Raw genomic sequence first — 22,918 nt, 5'->3', positions numbered from 1 at the left:
CGTTTCCGGCCGCGCACGACCTAGGTTCGTACCATGCGACTGCTCGTTGTCGAAGATGAGGAAGACCTGGTCGACGCCCTGCGCGTGGGGCTCGTCCGGGCCGGATACGCGGTCGACGTCGCCTACGACGTGGCCCAGGCGCGGGAGAAGCTCCAGGTCAACTCGTATGACCTGGTCCTTCTCGACCTGAATCTGCCCGGAGGGGACGGCTTCGAGGTCTGCCGGGCGCTGCGCGGGACCGACCAGGGCCAGGCCGTGCGGATCATCATGGTGACCGCGCGGGACCGGCTGGACGACCGGGTCAGGGGGCTGGACGAGGGCGCCGACGACTACCTGGTCAAACCGTTCGCCTTCCCCGAGCTCCTGGCCCGGGTCCGGGCGCTGCTCCGCAGGGAGCCGGGCGGCGGCACCGCGATCCTGCAGGTGGGGGCGCTGCGGCTGGACACCTCCCGGGTGGAGGCCCACTCGACCGGGCGCGAGCTGGGGCTGACCCCCAAGGAGTTCGGTGTCCTGCACTACCTGATGACCCGCCCCGGGCACGTCGTCTCCGCCGAGGAGCTCCTGGAGCACGTCTGGGACGAGCACACCGACCCGTTCACCAACACCGTGCGGGTGACGGTGGGAAACCTGCGGCGCAAGCTCGGCGCCGACGCCGTGATCGAGACCGTGGTCAGCAAGGGCTACCGGCTGCGGGAGGACGTGTGAGGTTCTCCTTCGTGCAGACGATCCGCTTCCGGCTGACCGTGCTCTACTCCAGCCTGCTGTTCCTGCTCTCCGCGCTGGTCATCGGCCTGCTGTACGTCGCGGTGGCCAGGAGCGCCGAGGAGCGGCCCTACACCGTCCAGCAGGCCAAGCTCTACAGCGTCGACACCGAGCGCTACGTCGGCAAGGCCCCCGTCGTCGAGCTCGCCGAGGTCGAGAACGCGGTCAACCTGCTCACCCTGCGAACCTTGCGCGACTACTCGTTCCTGACCCTGGGCGGGCTGTTCCTGGCGAGCTTCGGCATCGGCTGGGTCCTCTCGGGCCGGGTGCTGCGTCCGGTGCGCTCTATCACCAGGGCCGCCGCCGAGATCCAGGGCACCGACCTGTCGCGGCGGATCCTGCTCACCGGCCCGAAGGACGAGCTGCGCGACCTCGCCGACACCGTCGACACCATGCTCGGCCGCCTGGAGGGAGCCTTCCTGGCGCAGCGGCAGCTGATCGACGACGCCTCCCACGAGCTGCGCAGCCCGCTGGCCATCATCCGGGCCAACGTCGACGCGGTTCTCGCCTCGCCCGACAGCACCGAGGAGGAGCGGATGCGCGCGGTGGCCATCGTGGACAGGGCCACCACCCGGATGACCCGCCTGGTCGAGGATCTGCTGGCGACCGCGCGCCGGTCAGCGCCCGCGCTGGCCGACGCCGAGGTGGACGTGGGGGCACTGGCCGCCGAGGCGGCCGAGGAGTTCACCGCGCTCGCGGCCGGGCGCGGGCTGTTGATCCGCAGGGCGCTGCCCGCCGGGCTGCGCGGGGTGGGGGACCACGACGCGCTGCGCCGGGCCGTGGGCAACCTGCTCTCCAACGCGGTGCGGCTCGCGCCCGGCGGGAGCGAGGTTGTCGTGGCGGCGGGCCGTACCGGGGACTGGATCTGGGTGGCGGTGCGCGACGCCGGGCCCGGGGTGCCCGAGGACGACCACGCGCGGGTGTTCGACCGGTTCTGGCGCGGCCAGACCAGCCGCCGCGACCGGCACAGCGGGCTGGGCCTGGCGATCGTCCGCCAGATCGTGGAGTCGCACGGCGGGCACGTGCGCCTGTTCTCCCGGCTGGGTGAGGGAAGCGTGTTCGTGCTGTGGCTGCCGTCCGGCGAGGGCCCGGCGGAAGGGGAGGTTCCCGACCTGAACCCTCTCGCCGGAGCCGGCCTGACGGGTCGCTGAACCGCCCGTGAACGGGTTTGAATGCGCGGACAATTGGTTTATACCAATTGGTGTAAACCAATTTCCGAGGTGATCGATATCCTCGCGTATTTGATCTGGATTTGAATTGGATTAGACCGGTTTGACTGCTTTGAGCTGCGATGATGCTGTTCCGTGTGATGAGTGCCGTTTCATCGCCTTGTTCGTCGGTAGAGTCCGGAGAGAGGCGGAACCAGACGCCGATTGAAGTCGCAGAAGGAGCAACCGTGCCGAAGTACGTTTACGACTTCACCGAGGGCAACAAAGATCTCAGGGACCTGCTCGGCGGTAAGGGAGCGAACCTCGCCGAGATGACCAACCTCGGGCTGCCGGTGCCCCCCGGCTTCACCATCACCACCGAGGCGTGCCGGAGCTTCCTCGCCGACGGGGTCCTTCCCGAGGGGATGCAGGAGGAGGTCTCCGAGCACCTGTCCGCCCTGGAGGCCGCGATGGGCCGCCGGCTGGGCCAGGCCGACGACCCGCTCCTGGTGAGCGTGCGCTCCGGAGCCGCGTTCTCCATGCCCGGCATGATGGAGACCGTCCTCAACATCGGGCTCAACGACGACTCGGTCCACGGGCTGGCCAAGCAGGCGGGCGGCAACGAGCGCTTCGCCTGGGACTCCTACCGGCGCCTCATCCAGATGTTCGGCAAGACCGTCCAGGACATCGACGGCGAGCTCTTCGACAACGCCCTGGAGGAGCTCAAGGACGGCCGCGACGACCTGGAGCTGGAGGCGGCCGACTTCAGGAGCCTGGTCGCGACGTACAAGGAGATCGTGCGCGCCAGAACCGGCGAGGACTTCCCCGCCGACCCGTACCGGCAGATGCGCATGGCGGTGGAGGCCGTGTTCGCGTCGTGGAACGCCCCGCGCGCGGTCCTGTACCGCCGCCAGGAGCGCATCCCGGCCGACCTGGGCACGGCGGTCAGCGTCTGCTCGATGGTCTTCGGCAACTGCGGCATGGACTCCGGCACCGGGGTGGCCTTCACCCGCGACCCCGGCACCGGCCAGCAGGGCGTGTATGGCGACTACCTGCAGAACGCCCAGGGCGAGGACGTGGTCGCGGGCATCCGCAACACCATGCGGCTGCAGGAGCTGGAGGGCATCGACAAGCCCGTCTACGACGAGCTCATGCGGACCATGAAGACGCTGGAGGACCACTACCGCGACCTGTGCGACATCGAGTTCACGGTCGAGCGCGGCAAGCTCTGGATGCTCCAGACCCGGGTGGGCAAGCGGACCCCGGGCGCCGCGTTCCGCATCGCCGTGCAGCTCGTCGACCAGGGCGTGATCGACCTCGACGAGGCCGTGACCCGGGTGACCGGCGACCAGCTCGCCCAGCTCATGTTCCCCAGGTTCGCCGATGACACCGGCGGCAAGGTGATCGCCAGGGGAATGAACGCCTCGCCGGGCGCGGCCGTCGGCAAGGCCGTCTTCTCCACGCCCAGGGCCGTCGAGCTCGCCGAGAGCGGAGAGGCCGTCATCCTGGTCCGCCGCGAGACCAACCCCGACGACCTGGCCGGGATGATCGCCGCCCAGGGCGTGCTGACGAGCCGCGGGGGCAAGACCTCGCACGCCGCCGTGGTCGCCAGGGGCATGGGCAAGACCTGTGTCTGCGGCGCCGAGGAGCTGGAGGTCTCCGCCGCGGGCCGCGCGTTCACCACGGCCTCCGGCCTCGTGGTCTCCGAGGGCGACGTCATCTCCATCGACGGCACCAGCGGAGCCGTCTACCTCGGCGAGGTGCCCGTGGTCCCCTCCCCGGTCGTGGAGTACTTCGAGGGCTCGGGCGACCGGGACGACGAGCTCGTCCGCGCCGTGCACCGGATCATGTCCCACGCCGACGGGGTACGCCGGATGGCCGTGCGCGCCAACGCCGACACCGCCGAGGACTCCGCCAGGGCGCGCAGGTTCGGCGCCCAGGGCATCGGGCTCTGCCGCACCGAGCACATGTTCCTCGGCGACCGTCGCGGCCTGGTCGAGGACCTGGTGCTGGCCACCTCCGCCGAGGAGCGCGAGCGGGCGCTGGCCGCGCTGGAGCCGCTGCAGCGGGCGGACTTCACGAAGATCTTCCAGGCGATGGCGGGCATGCCCGTCACGATCCGCCTGATCGACCCGCCGCTGCACGAGTTCCTGCCCGACTACACCGAACTGTCGGTGCGGGTCGCCCTCGCCGGTGACGCGGCGGAGGAGAAGGACCGCAGGCTCCTGGTCGCGCTCAAGCGGCTCCACGAGGAGAACCCGATGCTGGGCCTGCGCGGCGTCCGGCTCGGCCTGGTCATCCCCGGCGTGTTCGCCATGCAGGTCCGGGCGATCGCGGCGGCGGCCAAGGCGGTGCCCGGCAGCCGTCCGGAGATCATGATTCCGCTGGTGGCCGCCGTCCAGGAGCTGGAGCACGTCAAGGACGAGGCGCGGCGGATCCTGGAGGAGACCGGCGTCGACGCGCTGATCGGCACGATGATCGAGGTGCCCCGCGCGGCGCTGACCGCCGGGCAGATCGCCGAGGCCGCCCAGTTCTTCTCCTTCGGCACCAACGACCTGACCCAGATGACCTGGGGCTTCTCCAGGGACGATGTCGAGGCCGCCTTCTTCGCCAAGTATCTGGAGCTCGGCGTCTTCGGCGTCTCCCCGTTCGAGACCTTGGACCGCGACGGCGTCGGCAGGCTCGTCGAGATCGCCGTCGAGCAGGGCCGCGCGACCCGTCCCGACCTGAAGCTGGGCATCTGCGGCGAGCACGGCGGCGACCCGGACTCGATCCACTTCTGTCACCAGGCCGGTCTCGACTACGTGTCCTGCTCGCCGTTCCGCATCCCGGTCGCCCGGCTGGAGGCCGCCCGCGCCACCCTGGTGTGCGGCGGTTCCGACACCCGCTGACCCCCGCCCGCTTCGCGAGGCGCTCCGGCACCACCGGAGACGACGCCCCGCGGAGCCGGTCCCCGCGGCCCGCCCCACCCTCACCGGGGCGGCCGCGGGCCCGGTACGCGCCACGCCCGCGCGGTCGCGCTCGTGGCGGGCCTCCCCTGGCGGGCCGTTCTGATGGGCCGTCCTGATGGGCCGCGCTCGTACGGGTGCGGAACGGCGGCACGTACCCGGTAACCAGGTGTTTTCTCGTCGTTCGGCATGGCAGGGCCCTTTCGCGGATAAAATCAGTGCACTTATGCATGGCTATGACGAACACGATCAGGCCAGGTGGGTGCCGGAACCGCCCGGCAACCCCGGCCGAAGCCCGTTCGAGCGCGATCGGGCACGGGTGCTGCACAGCGCCGGGCTCCGCAGGCTCGCCGCCAAGACCCAGGTCGTCGGCCCGGGGGAGACCTTCGGCAGTGGCCAGCACATCCCCCGCACCCGCCTGACCCACTCCCTGGAGTGCGCGCAGATCGGCCGTGAGATGGGGGAGACCCTCGGCCGCAACCCCGACCTGGTGGAGACCGCCTGCCTGGCCCACGACCTCGGCCACCCGCCGTTCGGCCACAACGGGGAGACGGCGCTCAACGAGCTCGCCGCCGGGTGCGGAGGCTTCGAGGGCAACGCGCAGAGCCTGCGCCTGCTGACCCGGCTGGAGGCCAAGGTCGTCACCGAGGACGGCCGCAGTGCCGGGCTCAACCTCACCCGCGCCTCCCTGGACGCCGCCGTCAAATACCCGTGGACCCGCGAGAGAGGCGCCAAGTACTGCGTCTACGACGACGACGCGACGGTCTTCGAGTGGATCAGGGAGGGCGCGCCGGAGGGACAGGTCAGCTTCGAGGCCCAGATCATGGACTGGGCCGACGACGTCGCCTACTCCGTGCACGACCTGGAGGACGCCCTGCACTCCGGCGGCGTGGTCCTGGAGGCGATGCGCGATCCCGCCGAGCGCCGCGACGTCTGCGCGACCACCCGCGAGTGGTACGCCCCCGACGCCGAGCCCGGCGAGCTGGAGGACCTCTTCGGACGCCTGATCACCCAGCCGCTCTGGCCCCGCCACTTCGACCGCTCACTCGCCGACCTCGCCGCGATCAAGGGGCTGACCAGCTCGCTCATCGGCCACTTCTGCAAGTCCGCGGAGGTCGCCACCCGCGAGGCGTACGGACCGGCGGCCGGCCGCTACAGCGCCGACCTGATCGTGCCCAGGGCCACCCGGCTGGAGTGCGCGCTGCTCAAGGGGGTCACGGCCCACTACGTGATGGCGAGCGACGCGCACAACGCCAACCAGGCCAGGCAGCGCGAGCTGATCCACGACCTGGCCCACCACATCATGCTGGGCGCCCCGGGCACCCTGGAGCCCGCGTTCAGGCCCGCCTTCGTCAGGGCCGGCGGCGACGCCGGCCGGCTCCGCGTGGTCGTCGACCAGATCGCCTCGCTCACCGACACCTCCGCCGTCGCCTGGCACCGCGCCCTGGCGGCCCGCTGACGGGCCGTGTCACGTTCCCGGCGCCTCCGCCCGCGGGGCCCGGTGTTTTGTTCCCGGGTGGCGTCGTGGACGAGCCCGCCGCGGGCCGCCGTGTCACGTTCCCGAGGCCGGCGCGCTGGTGCCGCCCAGCGGGATCTGCTCCGGCTCCGGCGGCTTCGGCTTCCTGGTCGGCTTCTTCGTCGGCTGCGGTTTCGACGCGCACAGGGTGAGGCACCGGGGAGCCGCGCCGGTCTGGTTCATCACGGCCTGCATCTCCTCCCTGGGGGAGAGCGTGGGGTTGCCCTTCAGCCAGGCGTCCAGGTAGTTCCAGGGCTTGACCATGCCCCGGCGCACCCACCACAGCGAGGGGGAGGTCTTCCAGGAGATCGCGAAGTAGAGGTTGCTGGCGGTCGAGCGGGCGTTGCCCGAGTTGCCGACCTGGCCCAGGACCTGACCGGCGCTGACGCGCAGTCCCGGCCTGATCCCCAGGGCGACCTTGTCCAGGTGGCCGCCGAGGTAGCGCACGCCGTCGTCGCCGATGATCGTGACGAACCGGCCCTCCCGGTCGGCGCCGCGGTCGGTGGAGGGCTTCCACCGGTTCTTGGTGTTGACCTCGTCGACCACGCCGTTCACCGGCGAGACGAACGAGCAGCCCTTGCCGGCCCAGATCGTGGTCTTGGGCAGCACCAGGAGCCTGCTCTCGTAGGTGACCGAGCAGCCCTTCACCGGGAAGACGTAGGTGTGCTCGGAGACCTTCGGCGGCGGGACCCGGACCGGCGGGTCGGCCTTGGGACGGTCGACCGCGGTCCGGGGGGCCGGGGTCGGGGTCGCCTCGGGCAGGGTCGCGGTGACCGACGAGGCCGGTGACCCGGCCGCGGACTCCGTCCCGGGGGTCGGAACCGCCGTGCCGATGCCCGCCACCCCGCCGGGCGACGCGCAGGCTCCGGTGACGAGCACCGCGCCGGTCACAGCGGCCAATCGTGCTATATGCCCCGATCGCATGATCTCCACCCGCGTACATTATCGAGAATCCGCCTTTACCTTTGTAACCGACGTCCTGGTTGGTCACGACCACTTCGGGAAAGTCATCGTTCCTCCTGTCCCTCCCGTCTCGGCAGTAGCGCCCCGGCCTGCCGGAAGATCGCGGCGAGGGCGGGCGCACTCGTCGCCCCGACCTGTCGGGGGGCCGGACTAGACTCGCGGCGTGGCAGGCCGGATCAGTGATGAGGACATCGCGCTCGTACGGGAGCGCTCACCGATCGCCGACATCGTGGGCGAGCACATCCAGCTCCGCAACGCGGGCGGCGGCAACCTGAAAGGGCTCTGCCCCTTCCATGAGGAGAAGAGCCCGTCCTTCAACGTGACCCCCACCCGGGGTTACTGGTACTGCTTCGGCTGCGCCGAGGGCGGCGACGTCATCACCTTCGTCCGGCGCCTGGAGCACCTGTCGTTCGGCGAGGCGGTCGAGCGGCTGGCCAACCGGGCCGGCGTCCAGCTCCGCTACGAGCAGGGCGGCTACGTCCCCGGGCGCGAGCAGGGCGAGCGCATCCGCCTGATCGAGGCTCACCGGGCTGCGGCGGAGTTCTACGTCTCGAAACTGTCCGCCCCCGACGCCGCGATCGGGCGCAGGTTCCTGTCGGAGCGCGGGTTCGAGCGGGTCGACGCCGAGCGCTTCGGCGTCGGATACGCCCCGGCCGAGTGGGAGGCCCTCTCGCGGCACCTGATGGCGCGGGGCTTCACCACCGCGGAGCTGATCAAGGGCGGGCTGGCCAAGGAGGGGCGGCGCGGCCCCATCGACCGCTTCAGGGGACGGCTGGTCTGGCCCATCCGCGACATAACCGGCGACGTCATCGGTTTCGGCGCACGGAAATTGAACGATGCCGAAGACGGGCCGAAATACCTGAACACCCCGGAAAGCCCGCTCTACAAGAAGAGCGAGGTCCTCTACGGCGTCGACCTGGCCAAGCGCGAGATCTCCAAGCGCTCCCAGGCCGTGATCGTCGAGGGCTACACCGACGTGATGGCCTGCCACCTGTCGGGCGTGCCGACGGCGGTGGCCACCTGCGGCACCGCGTTCGGCGAGGAGCACATCAAGGTGCTCCGAAGGCTGCTGCTCGACCAGTCGGGGTCGCATGGCGAGGTGATCTTCACCTTCGACGGCGACGCGGCGGGCCAGAAGGCGGCCCTGCGCGCCTTCGCCGACGAGCAGAAGTTCGTCACCCAGACCTTCGTCGCCGTGCAGGCCGACGGCCTCGACCCGTGCGACCTGCGCATCAGGCACGGCGAGGCGGCCGTGCGCGACCTGATCGCCGGGCGCGAGCCGCTGTTCGCGTTCGCCATCCGCAGCGTGATCTCCCGCTACGACGCGAGTACCAACGAGGGACGGCTCTCCGCCCTCGACGCCGCCGCCCCGATCGTGGCCGGCATCAAGGACACGTCCCTGCGCCAGCTGTACGCCGTCGACCTCGACCGGTGGCTGGGCTTCAACAACGAGCGCTTCGTCCTCGACCGGATCACCGAGGTCTCCGCGGCGGCCCAGCCGCGCGCCCAGCAGCGCCCCGCGGGGCCCCGAAAGGTCGCCGACCTCACCGATCCCGGCGTCCGGACCGAGGCGGAGGTGCTGCGGCTGGCCGTGCAGCGTCCCGCGCTGCTCGGCCCGGGCTTCGAGGCGCTGGGAGCGGAGGCGTTCACGCTTCCCGAGCACGCGGCCCTCTACCGGCTGATCGTCGACTCCGGCGGCACCGCCACGGCGGGGCAGGGCGGTCGCGAGTGGGTCGACCTGCTGCTCGGCGGGGCCGAGGACTCCCTGCGCGGGGTCGTCACCCGGTTCGCCGTGGAGGAGCTCCGGGCCGATCTGGCGAGCGAGGAGCGCTACGCCTCGGCCATGCTGGCGGCCCTGGAGCTCGTCTCGGTCTCGCGGGCCATCGAGCGGCTCAAGTCGAGGATGGAGCGGACGAACCCGGTCGACGAGCAGCAGGAGTACAACCGGCTGTTCGGAGAGCTGGTCGCGCTGGAACAGCAGCGGCGGGTGCTCAGGGAGCGTGCCGCCGGGAGCTGACGGCGTAATTGGCATTAATATCCGCGGGATGATTCCACCAAACCCGAATAAGGTCTCGATCCGATAATGATCGCGGCCTTACCTCCGGTGACAAAAATAGGTCTGCCATTTAGGGGACCCAATACAGCAGACTGTCTCCCGTGGGTGCATCGGTGCTGCCAAGTGGGCCGCCATCGGTAGACCAGGTGGCCGACCTCGTTACGAAGGGAAGGGAGCGCGGAAGCGTCACGGTCGATGACGTGGCCGCCGCTCTCGACAAGTCCGAGCTGCCGTCCGACGCGCTCGAACGCGTCGTCCGCATGCTCGCCGAGCACGGAGTGGAGGTCCTCGAGCCCCAGGGCGACGAGGAACCCGTCCGGCCCGATGAGGAGGATGTCGGGAAAAGGGCCCCGACCAGCGATCTTGTCCGCATCTACCTGCGGGAGATCGGTCGCGTGCCCCTGCTCACGGCCGAGGAGGAGGTGGAGCTCGCCAAGTCCATCGAGGCAGGCCTGTTCGCCGAGGACAAGCTGACCAGCGTCGTCTCGCGTCTGGTCTTCCCGGAGTTCAAGGAGCTCGCCTGGCAGGGCACGCGGGCCAAGCAGCGGCTGATCGAGGCCAATCTGCGGCTGGTCGTGTCAATCGCCAAAAGATATGTGGGACGCGGGATGCTGTTCCTGGATCTCATCCAGGAGGGCAACCTCGGCCTCATCCGGGCGGTCGAGAAATTCGACTACACCAAGGGCTACAAGTTCTCCACATATGCCACCTGGTGGATTCGCCAGGCGATCACCAGGGCCATCGCGGACCAGGCGCGCACCATTCGGATTCCGGTGCACATGGTCGAGACGATCAACAAGCTGGTACGGGTCCAGCGCCAGCTCCACCAGGACCTCGGCCGCGAGCCCGCGCCCGAGGAGATCGCGATGGAGATGGACCTGCCGATCGACCGGGTGATCGAGATCCAGCGGATCGCCCAGGAGCCGGTCTCCCTCCAGTCGCCGATCGGTGAGGAGGACTCCGACCTCGGAGATTTCATCGAGGACGCGGACGCGGTGGTGCCGATGGAGGCGGCCGCCTTCATCATGCTGCAGGACCAGCTCGACGACATCCTCGCGACCCTCTCCGATCGCGAGCAGCGCATCATCCAGCTGCGGTTCGGGCTCGCGGACGGGCATCCCCGGACCCTGGAGGAGGTCGGCAGGGAGTTCGGCGTGACGCGCGAGCGCATCCGGCAGATCGAGTCGAAGACCCTCGCCAAGCTCAGGCACCCGACGAGGGCGCAGATGCTTCGCGACTACCTCGACTGAGGAGCCCCACGGCGCGGGCCCCGGGGACCTCCGTCCCCGGGGCCCGCGCCGTTGCGCGGGGCCTGTTGTGATCGTCGTGGGACCTCCGTTCCCGGGGCCCGCGCCGTTCCGGGGGCCGCGCCGCGCCCCTCTTGGGCGCATTCGAGGCAGGCCGGGCTGTTCTCCTGACCGATACAGGCGCAGACTGGGCGAATGGAGTCGCGAGCGGCGGTCGACGACGCCGCGCTCGGGCGCGAGGCGTGGTCCGTGCTCGACGCGAACTGGACGGGGTCCGCGACCGTCCCCGCGCCCGGCCTCTACCCCCACCAGTGGAACTGGGACTCCACCTTCGTCGCGATGGGCCTGGCCCGCTGGGACACCCGCAGGGCCGGAACCGAGCTGATCAGCCTGCTGGCGGGGCAGTGGAGCACCGGGATGGTGCCGCACATCGTCTTCCGCCCCGCCCGCGAGGAGGGCTACTTCCCCGGCCCCTCGGTCTGGCGCTCCCCGGACCATCCGGCCTCTCCCAACGCCGTGTGCACCTCCGGGCTGACGCAGCCGCCGCTGCACGCGCTGGCCCTGTGGTGGATATGGCGGCACGCGGCCGACCGGGACACGGCCGTCGCCCTCGTACGGCGGATCTACCCGATGCTGGCCGCCCAGCACGACTACCTCGCCACGTCCAGGGACCTCGGCGGGGGAGGGCTGGCCGCGATCGTGCACCCGTGGGAGTCCGGGATGGACGACAGTCCCGCCTGGGACGCGCCGCTGGAGGCGCTGCCCCCGGTGCGCCACGCCTACCACCGGCGCGAGGAGCCCCCCGAGCGGCATCCCGACAGCCGCCACGACCGCTACATGGCCCTCGTCCTGGGCTACCGGGACTCCGGCTACGATCCGGCCTACCTGCGGGACGAGCACCCGTTCGCGGTCGAGGACCCGATGTTCAACGGGATCTGGCTCGCCTCCTGCCAGGCCCTCGCCGAGCTGGCCCCGGTGGCGGGCGCGGACGCGGGCCCGTACCGGGAGGCGGCGGGGCGGATCCGTGCGGCGCTGCTGGAACGCCTCTGGGACGACGGCGTCTTCCGCGCCCGCGACCTGCGCGGCGGGCGGCTCAGCCCCGTCTGCACGGTCGGCTGTTTCGGGCCGATGCTCGACCAGGAGATGCCCGCCGACCGGGTCGCGGAGCTGGTGAGGGTGCTGGAGTCGGCTCGCTTCATGGGAGCCGCCGGATACCCGGTGCCGAGCTGCGAGATCCGTGCCCAGCAGTTCGACCGGTCCTGCTACTGGCGCGGGCCGTCCTGGGTGAACACCAACTGGCTGTTGCGGCGGGCGGCGGGGGCGCACGATCTGCCGGGACTGGTGCGGCTGCTCGGCTTGGGCACCCTGCGCCTCGTGCGGCAGGCGGGTTTCCGCGAGTGCTTCGACCCCTTCGACGGCAGCGGGCGGGGCAGCCGGGACTTCTCCTGGTCGGCCGCGCTCACCCTCGATCTGCTGGCGGATACCGTGGAACGGTGAAGCTCTTCAATCGCATGCCCTCCGAGGTCCGCGCGGCCCTCGCTCCCGGCGACCGGGCGCTCGTCTACGCCGAGGGGCCCGACGGCTACGTGATCGCCGCGGACAAGGCCCTCTACCTGGGCGGTGAACGCCTGCCCTGGTTCCAGGTGGATCGCGGGGTGTGGGACGAGGAGGGGCTGACGGTCGGCACCACCGACGGGCGGTCGCACCGGGCGCTGCTGCCCGAGCCCGGCCGGATCCCCGAGGCCGTGCGGGAGCGGGTGACCGCCTCGATCGTGGTCAACCAGTACGTCCCGCTGGACGCGCGAGGGGGAGTGCGGCTGGTGGCGAGGAAGACCGACACCGACCGGCTGATCTGGGAGTTCGTCTTCGACGCCGGTCTCGATCCGGAAGATCCCGGCCTGCGCGCCCTCGCGGAACAGGCGCTCGAGGAGACACGCCGGAGCTTCGGCGTCTGAGACGGGCCACCCGTAGCTTCCAGCGAAAAACCAACGCCAAGGAGCTGATCGGCGGGTGAGTAGCTGGTCGTACTGGTCGACGCTCGGCAAGGGCCGCGAGTCCGGCGGGAGCTGAGCAACGAGGGTCTGCAGCGTTTCGTCGACCGGCTCGGCGGGCCGGGGCCGGACGATCGTCGAGGCGCCGGTAAGGCCGAGTTGCGCGTATTCGGCGCGCGCCTGCTCGACCGCGTCGGGGTGGGCCCGGGTCTTCTCGTAGGCGGACAGGGCCCGGTAGATGCTGGCCAGGCTCGGATTCTGCCCCTTGCGTCGACCGGTCGGGATGATCAGGTCGGGACGGATCTGCTCGATGGTCTCGCCGGCGGCGCGCCGGCGTAGCACGGTGTGCAGCATGTCGTCGGTGATCACGACGGGCCGGCCGCCGTGTTTGTCCTTGCGTGCCGCGGCGTCGAGGCCTTCGAGGGTGGCCTCGCGGATGTTCTCGCGTTCAGTCTCGGCCATGGCGGCGAAGAAGCCGAACAGGATCCGGCCGGGGCCGGACGGGTCGTAGATGCCTGGCAGCGGCCCGGTAAGTATCTCCAGCACCAGGCCGTGCGCGGTGAGGCGATCGGCGAGGGCGGTCAGTTCGGCGGCGTCGCGGCCGAGGCGTTTCATCTCGTTGACGGTGAAGATGACCCGGCAGTGCGGGGCGTGGGCCTTGATCTCGCGCGCCAGGGCGAGCGCGGCCTCGAACTGCGGCCGGACCCGGGTGGAGATTTTCTCCGAGAAGATCTTGTCCCGGGCGATGCCGTGCATGGCCAGGGCGTCCAGCTGCGACTGCAGCTCCTGGGTCAGGGTGCTGCATCGGGCGTATCCGATGCGGATGTCCGCGCGTGGGGTGTCGTCCGGCAGCGGCGCCGGTGGCGGGGTGCCCGGCCGCCACGGCTGTCCCGGGCCGCGGTCGGTGGGGGTGGCCACGCGCAGTGCCTTTTCTGCGAACGTTGTCACATCAGGGGCTTCGGTTCGCTCGGCGGCGCTGACGGCGAGGAGCAGCAGTGCGGGGTTGCACACGTGTGCCAGCCCGCACTGCTGCTCCTCGATGCCGGCGGGCCTGCAGGGGTAGCTGCAGGTAGGAGGCGTGGTCGCCGCCGGTGTGGATGACGTGTTGTTCGCTGTTGGCCGGGGCGTAGCCGACCAGGTCGGGCATCAGACGATGCGTGAGGTCGTGGACGGTTGCCTTTTCTTGTTGGAGAACCGATTGGCCAACGGCGTCGATCTGCGGCTTGAGGGTGGACGCGCCGGATAGGCAGGGCGGCCGACTCCAGCCGGCGGCGCACGCCTCCCTCGTCAGGTGGTGGAGAGGGTCTCGGTCAGCCCGATGGCTGTTGACTGGAGCAGCAACCGCAGACGGGGCTGGAAGTCGAGAGCGACGTGACCCCAATCCGGCACCTGCTCGTACAACGCGGCAAGTGTCGGGGTGGGGTGCGACACCTGCCAGAAACTGGCGGCGAACGCGAGTGTGGCAGCCACCAGGGCCTGGATCTGGTCGACCGTCATGCTGCTCACGCGGCCCAGCACGTCCACGATCTCGTCGTAGGCGGCGAACGAGTTGGTTTTGTACTGCCGGGCTCGCTCGATGTCGACGTCACCTTCCAGGCTCAGCGTCACGTGGGTCAGCAGGTCGCAGAACACCGGCAGGGACGCGATGGTCTCGGCCAGCACGGTCGCGACATCCCGCGGCTTCAGCTCGCCGCGATCGCGGACGTCCTCGGTGATTGCGGCGTTCCACTGCCGCCAGCCCCGTTCGGCCAGCTCGAGGAGCAACTCCTCCTTGCTGGCGTAGTAGCGGCGCACGCCTGTGCGGTGCAGGCCGGCTCGTTCCGTGACAGGCGCCAGCGTGACGAACCGGACGCCACCCCGCTCCAGGGCAATCGATTCCGCGGCCACCAACAGATCCTCGGAGCGGCGTCGCTTGTCGTCGGTCGATCGTGCCCGCTGGCGCATCCCGCAACTGTAGCGCACTCCTCGATGCGTTAGATCTGCAGTTCGTCAGTAACGCACCTTGCGATGCGCTAGATCGTCGGGTTAGGCTGGCACCACTTAACGCATCACGGCGTGCGTTATCTGAGGAGGGAACCGCGATGAAGGCTGTACAGGTCACTCAGTTCGGCGAATCGCAGGTCCTGGCGCTCACTGAGCTGCCGGACCCTGAGCCCGGGCCCGGCCAGGTCGCGATCGACGTCACCCACGCCGCGGTCGGGCTGATCGACGTCTTCATCCGGCAGGGGCTGTACGAGGGCCGGCCGGGCCTGCCGCAGCCGCCTTACGTTCCCGGTCTCGAGGTCGCCGGCACGGTCCGGGCGCTCGGCGAGGGTGTCACCGATCTGGCGGTCGGTGAGAAGGTGGTCACCCTGTCGGCGTCCGCCACCGGGGGGTACGCGTCGGTGTACGTCAGCGACCAGGCCCGGGTGCTGTCGACGCAGTCCTTCGACCTCGACCCCGCCCTCGCAGTCGCAGTTGTGCCCAACGCGCTGATGGCCCACGTCGCGCTCACCGGCCCGATCCAGCTGCACCCGGGCGACCGTGTCCTGATCCACGGCGCGTTCGGCGCCCTCGCCGCAGCGTTCCCCGGCATCGCCAAGCAACTCGGTGCGTCCCGAGTGGTCGGCACTGTACGCGGCGAGCGGCTGGCCACGGCTGCGTCCAGCAAGCTTCCCTACGACCAGATCGTCGACTCGGCCGACATGTCGGCCGTCCTCGGCGACGAGAGGTTCGACGTGATCGTCGACCCGGTCGGTGGTCAGGTCCGCACCGAGAGCATGGACCTGCTCGCCCCGGGCGGCCGGCTGTTGCTGGTCGGCAACGCCGGCGGTGACTGGCAGCACGGCGTCGACGGCAATCGTGTCTGGGAGGGCAACTTCATCGTGGCGGGTTTCAACGCCGGCGGCTACCTTCCGGCGCACCAGGAAGCCGTGCCGGCCGCGGCGGCCGCTGCTCTGAAGGCGGCTGCTTCCGGGCTGGCCGACATGGAGATCGAGTTGCTGCCTCTCGCCGATGCGGCGACCGCTCACGAGCGGTTGGAGAACCACACAGCCCGGGGCCGCGTGGTCCTCGTCCCGTAAAGACCCCCGATTCCCGGTTTCGCAGCGCCTCGCCCGATCAAACAGGAGACCACCGTGAGTACACGCCCCAAGCGCAATTTCGCCACGAAGCTGGCCGGCCGACTCGGACAGCGGATGTTGAAGCTGCCGCCGGCCATCACCCGCGACGTGACCGTCGAACGGGACATCCCCGTCACCGTCGACGACGGGGTGTCGTTGCTCGCCGACCATTGGGCGCCGGCCTCCTCCGACGGCACCCCGCTGGACCGGTTGCCCACCGTCGTGGTGCGCACCGCGTACGGGCCGGGTGGTCCGCTGGGCTGGATGTACGGCAGGGCTGTCGCCGAACGCGGCATGCACGTGTTGATGGTGCGTAGCCGTGGCACCTTCGGCTCCGGCGGCGAGTTTCTGGCCATGCGTCACGAGCGGGAGGACGGCCTGGCCACTCTGCGCTGGTTGGCGGGTCAGCCGTGGGCCAAGGGCGGCGTGGTGCTGGCCGGCTCCAGCTACTTCGGCTACACCCAGTGGGCGATCGCCGCCGAGGCGCCGCTACAGGTCAAGGCGATGGTTCCGCACATCTCGTCATCACGGCTGGCGCTGACGCTGCTGCGTCCTGGCCGTTTCGAACTCGACACGCTGACCAACTGGGTGTGGAACACCGAGACGCAAGAGCGGCCGCGGGCGCTGCTGCGGTCCATGGTGGGCCTGGACCGCAAGCACGTCGCAGCGGCGATGAACACCCTGCCCCTGGTGGATGTGGACAAGGCACTGCTGGGTCACGAGTCGCCGTTCTTCCAGGAAACCCTGCGCTACGACCAGAACGACCCGTACTGGAAGGACGAGGACCACAGCAGCACCGTCGGTGACGTGACGGTACCGGTCAGCTCCATCACTGGCTGGTACGACATCTTCCTGACCGACCAGTTGCGTGACTTCCAGGCTCTGGCCGCCGCCGGCCGTAACCCCCGGCTGACGGTCGGTCCGTGGTGGCACGCCGACGCGGTGGGCATGGGTGCCGCGATCGAGCAGGTGGTCAGCTGGGGCGCCACGCTCGCACGCGGCGAGCAGCCGGCCGGCCGGGCACCGGTGCGGCTGTTCGTGATGGGCATCAAACAGTGGCGTGACTTCGACCAGTGGCCGCCCGCGGGCTACCCGCAGCAGCGCTGGCACCTGCGCTCCGGCGGCACGCTGGAGCGCGGCATGAACCCCGCGTCGCCGCCGACCACGTTCACTTATGACCCGAACGACCCGACTCCGGCGCTGGGCGGGCCGAAACTGGACGCCAACGGCCCCGGCCCCAAGGACAACCGGCCGCTGGAGAAGCGCGCCGACGTGCTGACGTTCACCTCACCGGTGCTGGCGGCGGACCTGGAGATCATCGGCGAAGTCGCGGCGGAAGTGTGGCTGCGCGCCGACCGGCCCAGCTGCGATCTGTTCGTCCGGCTCTGTGACGTCGACGAGCGCGGCAAGTCGATCAACATCTGCGACGACCTGGTCACCGTCCGGCCGGACGGCATCACCAAGGTCGCTGTGCAGCTGTCACCCACCGCGTATGTGTTCCGGCGCGGACACCGCCTACGCGTCCAGGTGTCCGCCGGGGCGTTCCCGCGTTTCGCCCGCAACCTCGGTGGCGGCGAGCCGGTCGCGACCGCCACGACAGCCCACGTCACTCACATCGAGATCCTGCACGACGACGCCCATCCCTCCGCCGTGATGCTGCCGGCGAATTAGTACTGCAACGGCACTCAGCAAGCAGAACGTATCGATGATCGGCTCGTTGAGCGGTGCATGACGGCGATCGAGGTTGATCAGTGGTCTGGGGAGCTTGACCGGTTGTATGCCCGGTTCGCAGATCGTTTCACCAGGTCAGAGCCGCGGAAACACGCTCGGCAGTACCTGTCCGGGTTGGTCACCGGTCTCGATCGTAAGAACGGCTGGACCCTGGCGGAGCGGGCCGGTGATCTGTCGCCGGACGGGACGCAACGGTTGCTGCGCTGGGCGGACTGGGACATCGACGCTGTACGTGACGAGGTGCGTGACTATGTGGTCGAGCACCTGGGTGATCCGCGGGGTGTGCTGATCGTCGACGACACCGGGTTCCCGAAGAAGGGCGTGAAGTCCGCGGGTGTGGCCCGGCAGTACTCGGGAACTGCCGGGCGGATCGAGAACTGCCAGATCGGGGTGTTCATGGCTTACCGCTCCGCCTGCGGGTGGCGTAGAGAGTGCGGCGCAGGGCCCCGTACTCCTTGATCGCGTTGGTGAGCGCATATCCCCACCCGGGTGCGGATCAGGCCGCCGACCTGCTCGTCACCGACGACTGGATCCAGCACGATCGCCAGGATCTCGTCGAGCAGCTGCTGACGGTTCTCCCCGCCCGGGGCCGATCGGCTGAACCAGCTGAAACTTCCCGCTCCGCTACGAGGCCCTACGTTCCGGTACGAGCCGGGCTCCCGCACGAGCCGGGTTTCCGGGTGGGCCCGGGAGCGGGTGAAGATCGGTCCCGGACACGCGAAAGGCCCCTGGAGGGGCCTTTCGCACCGGCGGGCCGTTCCCGGCCCGTGAGTGCCGACGGGGCGGCGGCTGGAAAGATCAGTAGGGCGCGTTGGTCCTCTGGTTGTCCGGCCAGCCGGTGCCCGTGTCGTCGTGCTCGTCACCGTGCCAGCCGTTGGCGGAGCGCAGGAACGGCAACCGGTTCCTGGCCACGTCGCTCACCTTGGTCCTGGCCGCGCCCGTCGCCTTGGAGACCTTGGCGCCCATCAGCCCGGCCGTCTCCTGCACGGTGGGGTTGTCGGAGACCCGCTGGGCCAGCGCCTTGATCTGTTCGTAACGTTCCCGGCCGGCACGGCTCCCCAGGATGTAGCCGACCGCGAATCCCAGACCGAGCATCAGTCGATAACGCATGTCCACCTCCACAAGCATGTTCCGCGGACCCTGTCCTGTGATCACTCGCGGATCGCCTCGTCTCGCACCTACCCCGGAGTATCGATGCGACACACACCCATGGAGTGCGCTAATCTATTCCTGCGCCGCAAGGAACGGGGAACACCCGGCCCGACCAGCGCAAAGCGCAATCCCGTGTAGCTCAATCGGCAGAGCAGCCGGCTGTTAACCGGCAGGTTATAGGTTCGAGTCCTATCGCGGGAGCCAGTTGAAAGGCCCCGGAAGCCCCGCTTCCGGGGCCTTCGTCGTCTCCCGTTCCGATTCAGGTGGCCTCTCGCGTCGCGATTCGCCGGACAAACCACGGTGAATCACAGAAAATGAGGAACGCCGCGCCCGGTGCCGCCCTGATCGCGGCGAGTGAGCCGACGCGCGGTTGCCGCGGACAACAGCGATCGCAGCGGGGAAGGGCCGCCGCGTTCAGGGCACCGCGCCGCCCGGAACGGTCGTCGTGCCCGTGAGCCACAATTGGTGGTTTTTCTGTGCTGACCTGGCGAAGGTCCCGGCGGCGTGCGCCGGATCCGATCTATGACGTCCCCGGCATCCCTGATGTCCCTGATGTCCCTGATGTTCTCGGGGTCCCCGGGATCCCCGGGGTCCCCGGGATCCTCGGTGGTGTCCCCGAGGTGCCCCCGGTCGACGTGGCGGCGGCCGAGGACTACCTCGAGCTGTTCCACACGGAGAATCCCGGGGCGGGAGTCCTGCGGGAGCGCCTGCGCGAGGTCCGGCAGGAGATCGCCAGGACCGGGACGTACACGCACACTCCCGGCGAGCTGATCTTCGGTGCCAGGGTGGCCTGGCGCAACAGCGGCAGGTGCATCGGACGCCTGTACTGGCGCTCGCTGCGGGTGCGCGACCGGCGGCACGTCACCACGGCCGAGGGGATCGCCGTCGAGTGCGTGAACCACCTGCGGGACGCGGCGCCGAGTCGCCGGATCCGCCCGACGATCACCGTTTTCCCGCAGGACCGGCCGGGGGCCCCCGGGCCGCGGATCTGGAACGAGCAGCTCATCCGCTACGCCGGATACGCGATGGAGGACGGCTCCGTCGTCGGTGACCCCCGCTACACCGATTTCACCGCGATGCTGCGCGAGTTCGGCTGGCCCGGCGGTCCCGGAAGTCCCTTCGACGTTCTCCCGCTGGCGGTCTCGGTGGGGGACGGGCCGCCGCTGCTGTCCACGATCCCCGGCGACGCCGTGCTGGAGGTCGCGCTCTCGCACCCCACCCACCCGTGGTTCGAGCAGCTGGGACTGCGCTGGCACGCGGTGCCGGTCATCTCGAACATGTGCCTGGAGATCGGCGGGGTCTGCTACCGGGCGGCGCCGTTCAACGGCTGGTACATGGGTACCGAGATCGGCGCCCGCAACCTGGCCGACACCGACCGCTACGACCTGATGCCGTTGATCGCCCGGCGCATGGGACTGGACACAGAAAGCGACCGCTCGCTCTGGCGGGACCACGCGCTGGTGGAACTGAACGTGGCCGTCCTGCACTCCTTCGAGCGGGCGGGGGTGACGATGACGGACCACCACACCGAGTCCAGGCACTTCCTGATGCATCTCGAACGCGAGGAGAGGGAGGGGCGGGTCTGCCCGGCCGACTGGACCTGGATCGTTCCCCCCATGTCCTCCTCGGCCACGCCGGTCTTCCACCGCTACTACGAGGACCGGCTGCTGTCGCCGAACTTCGTCCACCATCCGGACTCCCTGGAGCGTGCACTCGGTCACCGGACTGCAACGGGGGGTTAATCCGGAGGAAACGTACCGGCGATGCACTTGCAGTGACCCACCTCATGGTGGGGCGCACCTAGGGTTCCGCCGCCGCCGACGCCGCGCGCCACGATCGTGAGGTCGTACGGCGTCGGCGCGGGACTGGTCCGAGAGGTGCAGGCGGCCACGCGGCCGTTCCACGGCGGGACAAAAGCCCGGGAGGCCGGCCGATCCCGGCTGCCCTCCGGCCGGGTTCCGAGCTGATCGGAGCTCCATGCACTGGCACCCGTCCGCTTCCGACCCCGCCCGCCAGGGCCCTTCCGGCGCGGCCCCCTCGGGGCCGGGCCGGTACGGCCCCGAGGCCCGCTTCGCCGTCGAGCGCGAGGCCGAACTGCCCACCACCAACTGGGAACGCGAGGTCGCCTGGGCTCTGGAGGTGGGTCTGCAGGGCGCCGACTCCATCGTCGACCGGCGCATCCCGACCTTCTCCCGGGGGGAGCTGCCGCACTTCGCGGGGATCAACACCTTTCTCAAGGCCCCGTACGTCGAGGACGTGCGGCGCTGCGGGGAGTACGACGTGGCGATCCTGGGCGCGCCGTTCGACGGCGGCACGACCTACCGCTCGGGCACCCGCTTCGGCCCGCAGGGCATCAGGAAGATCTCCGCCCTGTACGGGCCCTACAGCTTCGAGCTGGGGGTCGACCTGCGCGAGTCGATCACGATGGCCGATCTCGGGGACGTGTTCACCATCCCCGGCAACATCGAGAAGACCTTCGACCAGATCTCCAAGGCCGTCTCGCACGTCTACTCCAGCGGGGCGTTCCCGGTCGTGCTGGGCGGCGACCACTCCATCGGGTACCCGACCGTGCGCGGCGTGGCCGAGCATCTGTCGGGCAACCTCGGGATCATCCACTTCGACCGGCACGTGGACACCCAGGAGACCGACCTCGACGAGCGCATGCACACCACGCCGTGGTTCCACGCGACCGACATCCCCAACGTGCCGCCGCAGAACCTGGTGCAGATCGGCATCGGCGGCTGGCAGGCGCCCCGGCCGGGGGTGAAGGTCGGCCGCGAACGCGGCACCACGATCATGACGGTCACCGACTGCGTGGACATGGGCATCGAGGCGGCGGCCGAGCGCGCGCTGGAGGTCGCCTGGAAGGACGCCGAGGCCGTGTGGCTCTCCTTCGACGTCGACTGCCTGGACGCCGCGTTCGTCCCCGGCACCGGCTGGCCGGAACCCGGCGGCTTCCTGCCGCGCGAGGTCCTGAAGTTCATCCAGATCATCGCCGACGCGGCGCCGCTGGCCGGGATCGAGGTCGTGGAGTGCTCACCGCCCTACGACAACGCGGAGATCACCTCGTTGATCGCCACCCGCGTCATCTGCGACACCCTCGGCTGCCTGGTCCGTTCCGGGCACCTGCCCGCGAGGAAGGGAGCCTCCTGATGCTCCGCCGCCCGCTCGTCACCCTCCGCTCACTCGGCCTGTTCGGTTCGCGGCGTTCGTCCCGTCCGCGCGGCTCGTTCCCCTCGTTTTCCCGGCCTTGGTCGCTCAGGTCGCCGCTCTCGCTTCGCCTGCTCGTCCCGCTCTGCCTGCTCGCCGCCTGCGCGGCGTGCGCGTCCACCCCGGGAGGGGGCGCCGAGCCCGCCGCCTCCGGCGGGAAGAAGACCCTCACGCTGGGCTTCTCCGCCTGGCCCGGCTGGTTTCCCTGGCAGGTCGCCCAGGAGAAGGGGTTGTTCGCCAAGAACGGCCTCGAGGTCGAGCTGAAGTACTTCGACAGCTACACCGACAGCCTGACCGCGCTGGCCACCGGCAACGTCGACGCCAACAGCCAGACGCTCAACGACACCATCGCCTCGGTGTCCGGCGGGGCGAAGCAGACGATCGTGCTGGTCAACGACAACTCCACCGGCAACGACCAGATCATCGCCAGGTCCGGCGTCTCCACGGTGGCCGACCTGAAGGGCAGGACCGTCGCGGCCGAGCAGGGGACGGTCGACCACTACCTGCTGCTGCTCGCGTTGCGGAAGGCGGGGCTGACCGAGAAGGACGTCACCTTCAAGCCGCTGCCGACCGACGCCGCCGCCGCGGCCTTCAAGGCGGGCCAGGTGGACGCGGTCGGCGTGTTCGCGCCCTTCACCACCACCGCTCTGGAACTGCCCGGTTCGACGGCGATCGCCACCTCCAAGGACTTCCCCGGGGCCATCCCCGACCATCTGGTGGTGGCCGCCTCGCTGGTCGCCGAGCGGCCGCAGGAGGTGCAGGCGCTGGTGAAGACCTGGTTCGAGACCCTGGAGTGGATCGCCGCCAACAAGGCCGACGCCACCGCGATCATGGCCAGGCGGGCGGGGGTGAGTGAGGCCGACTACGCGAGCTACGACGCGGGGACCACGATCTTCTCCCTGGAGGACAACCTCGCCGCCTTCGAACCCGGTGACACCGGCGATCACCTCGGCCACCAGGCCGCCCTGATCGCGAAGTTCCTCGTCGACTCGGGCCTGGCCGACACCGAGCCCTCGCTGGACGGCCTGTTCGAGCCGAAGTTCGTCAGGAGTCTCAAGCCGTGATCCGTCAGGAGCCGCAAGCCGTGAGAGCT

16 protein-coding genes, 1 tRNA gene and 2 pseudogenes are annotated in these 22,918 nt (G+C 70.1%); 15 read left to right on the top strand and 4 right to left on the bottom strand.

Features of this window, described 5'->3' with window-relative positions; genetic code table 11:
• Positions 1-33 precede the first annotated feature (33 nt).
• From ACTOQ2_RS35690 to ACTOQ2_RS35675, 4 genes are all read left to right on the top strand, one after another.
• On the top strand, positions 34-705 hold the full coding sequence (locus ACTOQ2_RS35690) for a response regulator transcription factor (protein ID WP_362677182.1): 672 nt from the start codon (positions 34-36) through the stop codon (positions 703-705).
• Positions 702-1,913 carry a sensor histidine kinase gene (locus ACTOQ2_RS35685; RefSeq protein WP_440105229.1) on the top strand — a complete coding sequence of 404 codons (1,212 nt, stop codon included), beginning with the start codon at positions 702-704 and terminating at the stop codon, positions 1,911-1,913. Before ACTOQ2_RS35690 ends, ACTOQ2_RS35685 begins: the two co-directional genes overlap by 4 nt.
• Positions 1,914-2,158: 245 nt before the next feature.
• Positions 2,159-4,801 carry a pyruvate, phosphate dikinase gene (gene ppdK / locus ACTOQ2_RS35680; RefSeq protein ID WP_440105228.1) on the top strand — a complete coding sequence of 881 codons (2,643 nt, stop codon included), beginning with the start codon at positions 2,159-2,161 and terminating at the stop codon, positions 4,799-4,801.
• Positions 4,802-5,084: 283 nt separating this feature from the next.
• Positions 5,085-6,317, top strand: a complete 1,233-nt coding sequence (locus ACTOQ2_RS35675) for a deoxyguanosinetriphosphate triphosphohydrolase (protein WP_440105227.1) — start codon at positions 5,085-5,087, stop codon at positions 6,315-6,317.
• A 93-nt stretch (positions 6,318-6,410) separates the two neighbouring features.
• On the opposite strand, the gene ACTOQ2_RS35670 is transcribed toward ACTOQ2_RS35675, so the two are convergent.
• Positions 6,411-7,265 (bottom strand): M23 family metallopeptidase, encoded by an 855-nt coding sequence (locus tag ACTOQ2_RS35670; RefSeq protein ID WP_440105226.1) that lies wholly within the window; start codon positions 7,263-7,265, stop codon positions 6,411-6,413.
• 235 nt (positions 7,266-7,500) lie between these two features.
• On the opposite strand from ACTOQ2_RS35670, the gene dnaG reads away from it, so the two are divergent.
• From dnaG to ACTOQ2_RS35650, 4 genes are all read left to right on the top strand, one after another.
• On the top strand, positions 7,501-9,354 hold the full coding sequence (dnaG, locus tag ACTOQ2_RS35665) for a DNA primase (protein WP_440105225.1): 1,854 nt from the start codon (positions 7,501-7,503) through the stop codon (positions 9,352-9,354).
• Between the two features lie 152 nt (positions 9,355-9,506).
• Complete coding sequence (gene rpoD, locus ACTOQ2_RS35660) at positions 9,507-10,643, top strand: RNA polymerase sigma factor RpoD (RefSeq protein WP_362677942.1); 1,137 nt, start codon at positions 9,507-9,509, stop codon at positions 10,641-10,643.
• A 192-nt stretch (positions 10,644-10,835) separates the two neighbouring features.
• Positions 10,836-12,137, top strand: a complete 1,302-nt coding sequence (locus ACTOQ2_RS35655) for an MGH1-like glycoside hydrolase domain-containing protein (protein WP_440105224.1) — start codon at positions 10,836-10,838, stop codon at positions 12,135-12,137.
• Complete coding sequence (locus tag ACTOQ2_RS35650) at positions 12,134-12,595, top strand: hypothetical protein (RefSeq protein WP_440071759.1); 462 nt, start codon at positions 12,134-12,136, stop codon at positions 12,593-12,595. Before ACTOQ2_RS35655 ends, ACTOQ2_RS35650 begins: the two co-directional genes overlap by 4 nt.
• Before the next feature lie 483 nt (positions 12,596-13,078).
• Here ACTOQ2_RS35650 and ACTOQ2_RS35645 read toward each other — a convergent pair.
• Positions 13,079-13,549 (bottom strand): annotated as a pseudogene (locus ACTOQ2_RS35645) (recombinase family protein); the annotation flags it as partial.
• A 369-nt stretch (positions 13,550-13,918) separates the two neighbouring features.
• The gene (locus ACTOQ2_RS35640) at positions 13,919-14,575 is read right to left on the bottom strand and encodes a hypothetical protein (protein WP_440105223.1); all 657 of its coding nucleotides are present in this window, start codon (positions 14,573-14,575) and stop codon (positions 13,919-13,921) included.
• Positions 14,576-14,712: 137 nt separating this feature from the next.
• On the opposite strand from ACTOQ2_RS35640, the gene ACTOQ2_RS35635 reads away from it, so the two are divergent.
• From ACTOQ2_RS35635 to ACTOQ2_RS35625, 3 genes and pseudogenes are all read left to right on the top strand, one after another.
• The gene (locus ACTOQ2_RS35635; protein ID WP_440105222.1) at positions 14,713-15,693 is read left to right on the top strand and encodes a quinone oxidoreductase family protein; all 981 of its coding nucleotides are present in this window, start codon (positions 14,713-14,715) and stop codon (positions 15,691-15,693) included.
• A gap of 54 nt (positions 15,694-15,747) precedes the next feature.
• The gene (locus ACTOQ2_RS35630) at positions 15,748-17,403 is read left to right on the top strand and encodes a CocE/NonD family hydrolase (RefSeq protein ID WP_440105221.1); all 1,656 of its coding nucleotides are present in this window, start codon (positions 15,748-15,750) and stop codon (positions 17,401-17,403) included.
• 57 nt (positions 17,404-17,460) lie between these two features.
• A pseudogene (locus ACTOQ2_RS35625) lies at positions 17,461-17,883 on the top strand (IS701 family transposase); the annotation flags it as partial.
• Between the two features lie 378 nt (positions 17,884-18,261).
• Here the strand turns inward: ACTOQ2_RS35625 and ACTOQ2_RS35620 are convergent.
• The gene (locus ACTOQ2_RS35620; protein ID WP_440105220.1) at positions 18,262-18,573 is read right to left on the bottom strand and encodes a YtxH domain-containing protein; all 312 of its coding nucleotides are present in this window, start codon (positions 18,571-18,573) and stop codon (positions 18,262-18,264) included.
• Positions 18,574-18,743: 170 nt separating this feature from the next.
• Between ACTOQ2_RS35620 and ACTOQ2_RS35615 the strand changes: the two genes are divergently transcribed.
• From ACTOQ2_RS35615 to ACTOQ2_RS35600, 4 genes are all read left to right on the top strand, one after another.
• Positions 18,744-18,819: transfer RNA gene (locus tag ACTOQ2_RS35615), tRNA-Asn, on the top strand.
• A 416-nt stretch (positions 18,820-19,235) separates the two neighbouring features.
• Complete coding sequence (locus tag ACTOQ2_RS35610) at positions 19,236-20,357, top strand: nitric oxide synthase oxygenase (protein ID WP_440105219.1); 1,122 nt, start codon at positions 19,236-19,238, stop codon at positions 20,355-20,357.
• Positions 20,358-20,592: 235 nt separating this feature from the next.
• Complete coding sequence (locus tag ACTOQ2_RS35605; RefSeq protein WP_440071756.1) at positions 20,593-21,768, top strand: agmatinase family protein; 1,176 nt, start codon at positions 20,593-20,595, stop codon at positions 21,766-21,768.
• Positions 21,768-22,889, top strand: coding sequence for an ABC transporter substrate-binding protein (locus tag ACTOQ2_RS35600; RefSeq protein WP_440105218.1), 1,122 nt, complete (start codon positions 21,768-21,770; stop codon positions 22,887-22,889). Before ACTOQ2_RS35605 ends, ACTOQ2_RS35600 begins: the two co-directional genes overlap by 1 nt.
• Positions 22,890-22,918 lie beyond the last annotated feature (29 nt).

It is taken from the genome of Streptosporangium sp. H16 (assembly GCF_051918855.1).
Classification (GTDB): domain Bacteria; phylum Actinomycetota; class Actinomycetes; order Streptosporangiales; family Streptosporangiaceae; genus Streptosporangium.
This window is presented reverse-complemented; position numbering and strand designations above follow the sequence as displayed.

Coding starts and splice junctions, on each gene's coding strand:
- ACTOQ2_RS35690 (WP_362677182.1), top strand. CDS start 34: ATGCGACTGCTCGTTGTCGAAGATGAGGAAGACCTGGTCGACGCCCTG.
- ACTOQ2_RS35675 (WP_440105227.1), top strand. CDS start 5,085: ATGCATGGCTATGACGAACACGATCAGGCCAGGTGGGTGCCGGAACCG.
- ACTOQ2_RS35655 (WP_440105224.1), top strand. CDS start 10,836: ATGGAGTCGCGAGCGGCGGTCGACGACGCCGCGCTCGGGCGCGAGGCG.
- ACTOQ2_RS35640 (WP_440105223.1), bottom strand. CDS start 14,575: ATGCGCCAGCGGGCACGATCGACCGACGACAAGCGACGCCGCTCCGAG.
- ACTOQ2_RS35635 (WP_440105222.1), top strand. CDS start 14,713: ATGAAGGCTGTACAGGTCACTCAGTTCGGCGAATCGCAGGTCCTGGCG.
- ACTOQ2_RS35620 (WP_440105220.1), bottom strand. CDS start 18,573: ATGCGTTATCGACTGATGCTCGGTCTGGGATTCGCGGTCGGCTACATC.
- ACTOQ2_RS35605 (WP_440071756.1), top strand. CDS start 20,593: ATGCACTGGCACCCGTCCGCTTCCGACCCCGCCCGCCAGGGCCCTTCC.
- ACTOQ2_RS35600 (WP_440105218.1), top strand. CDS start 21,768: ATGCTCCGCCGCCCGCTCGTCACCCTCCGCTCACTCGGCCTGTTCGGT.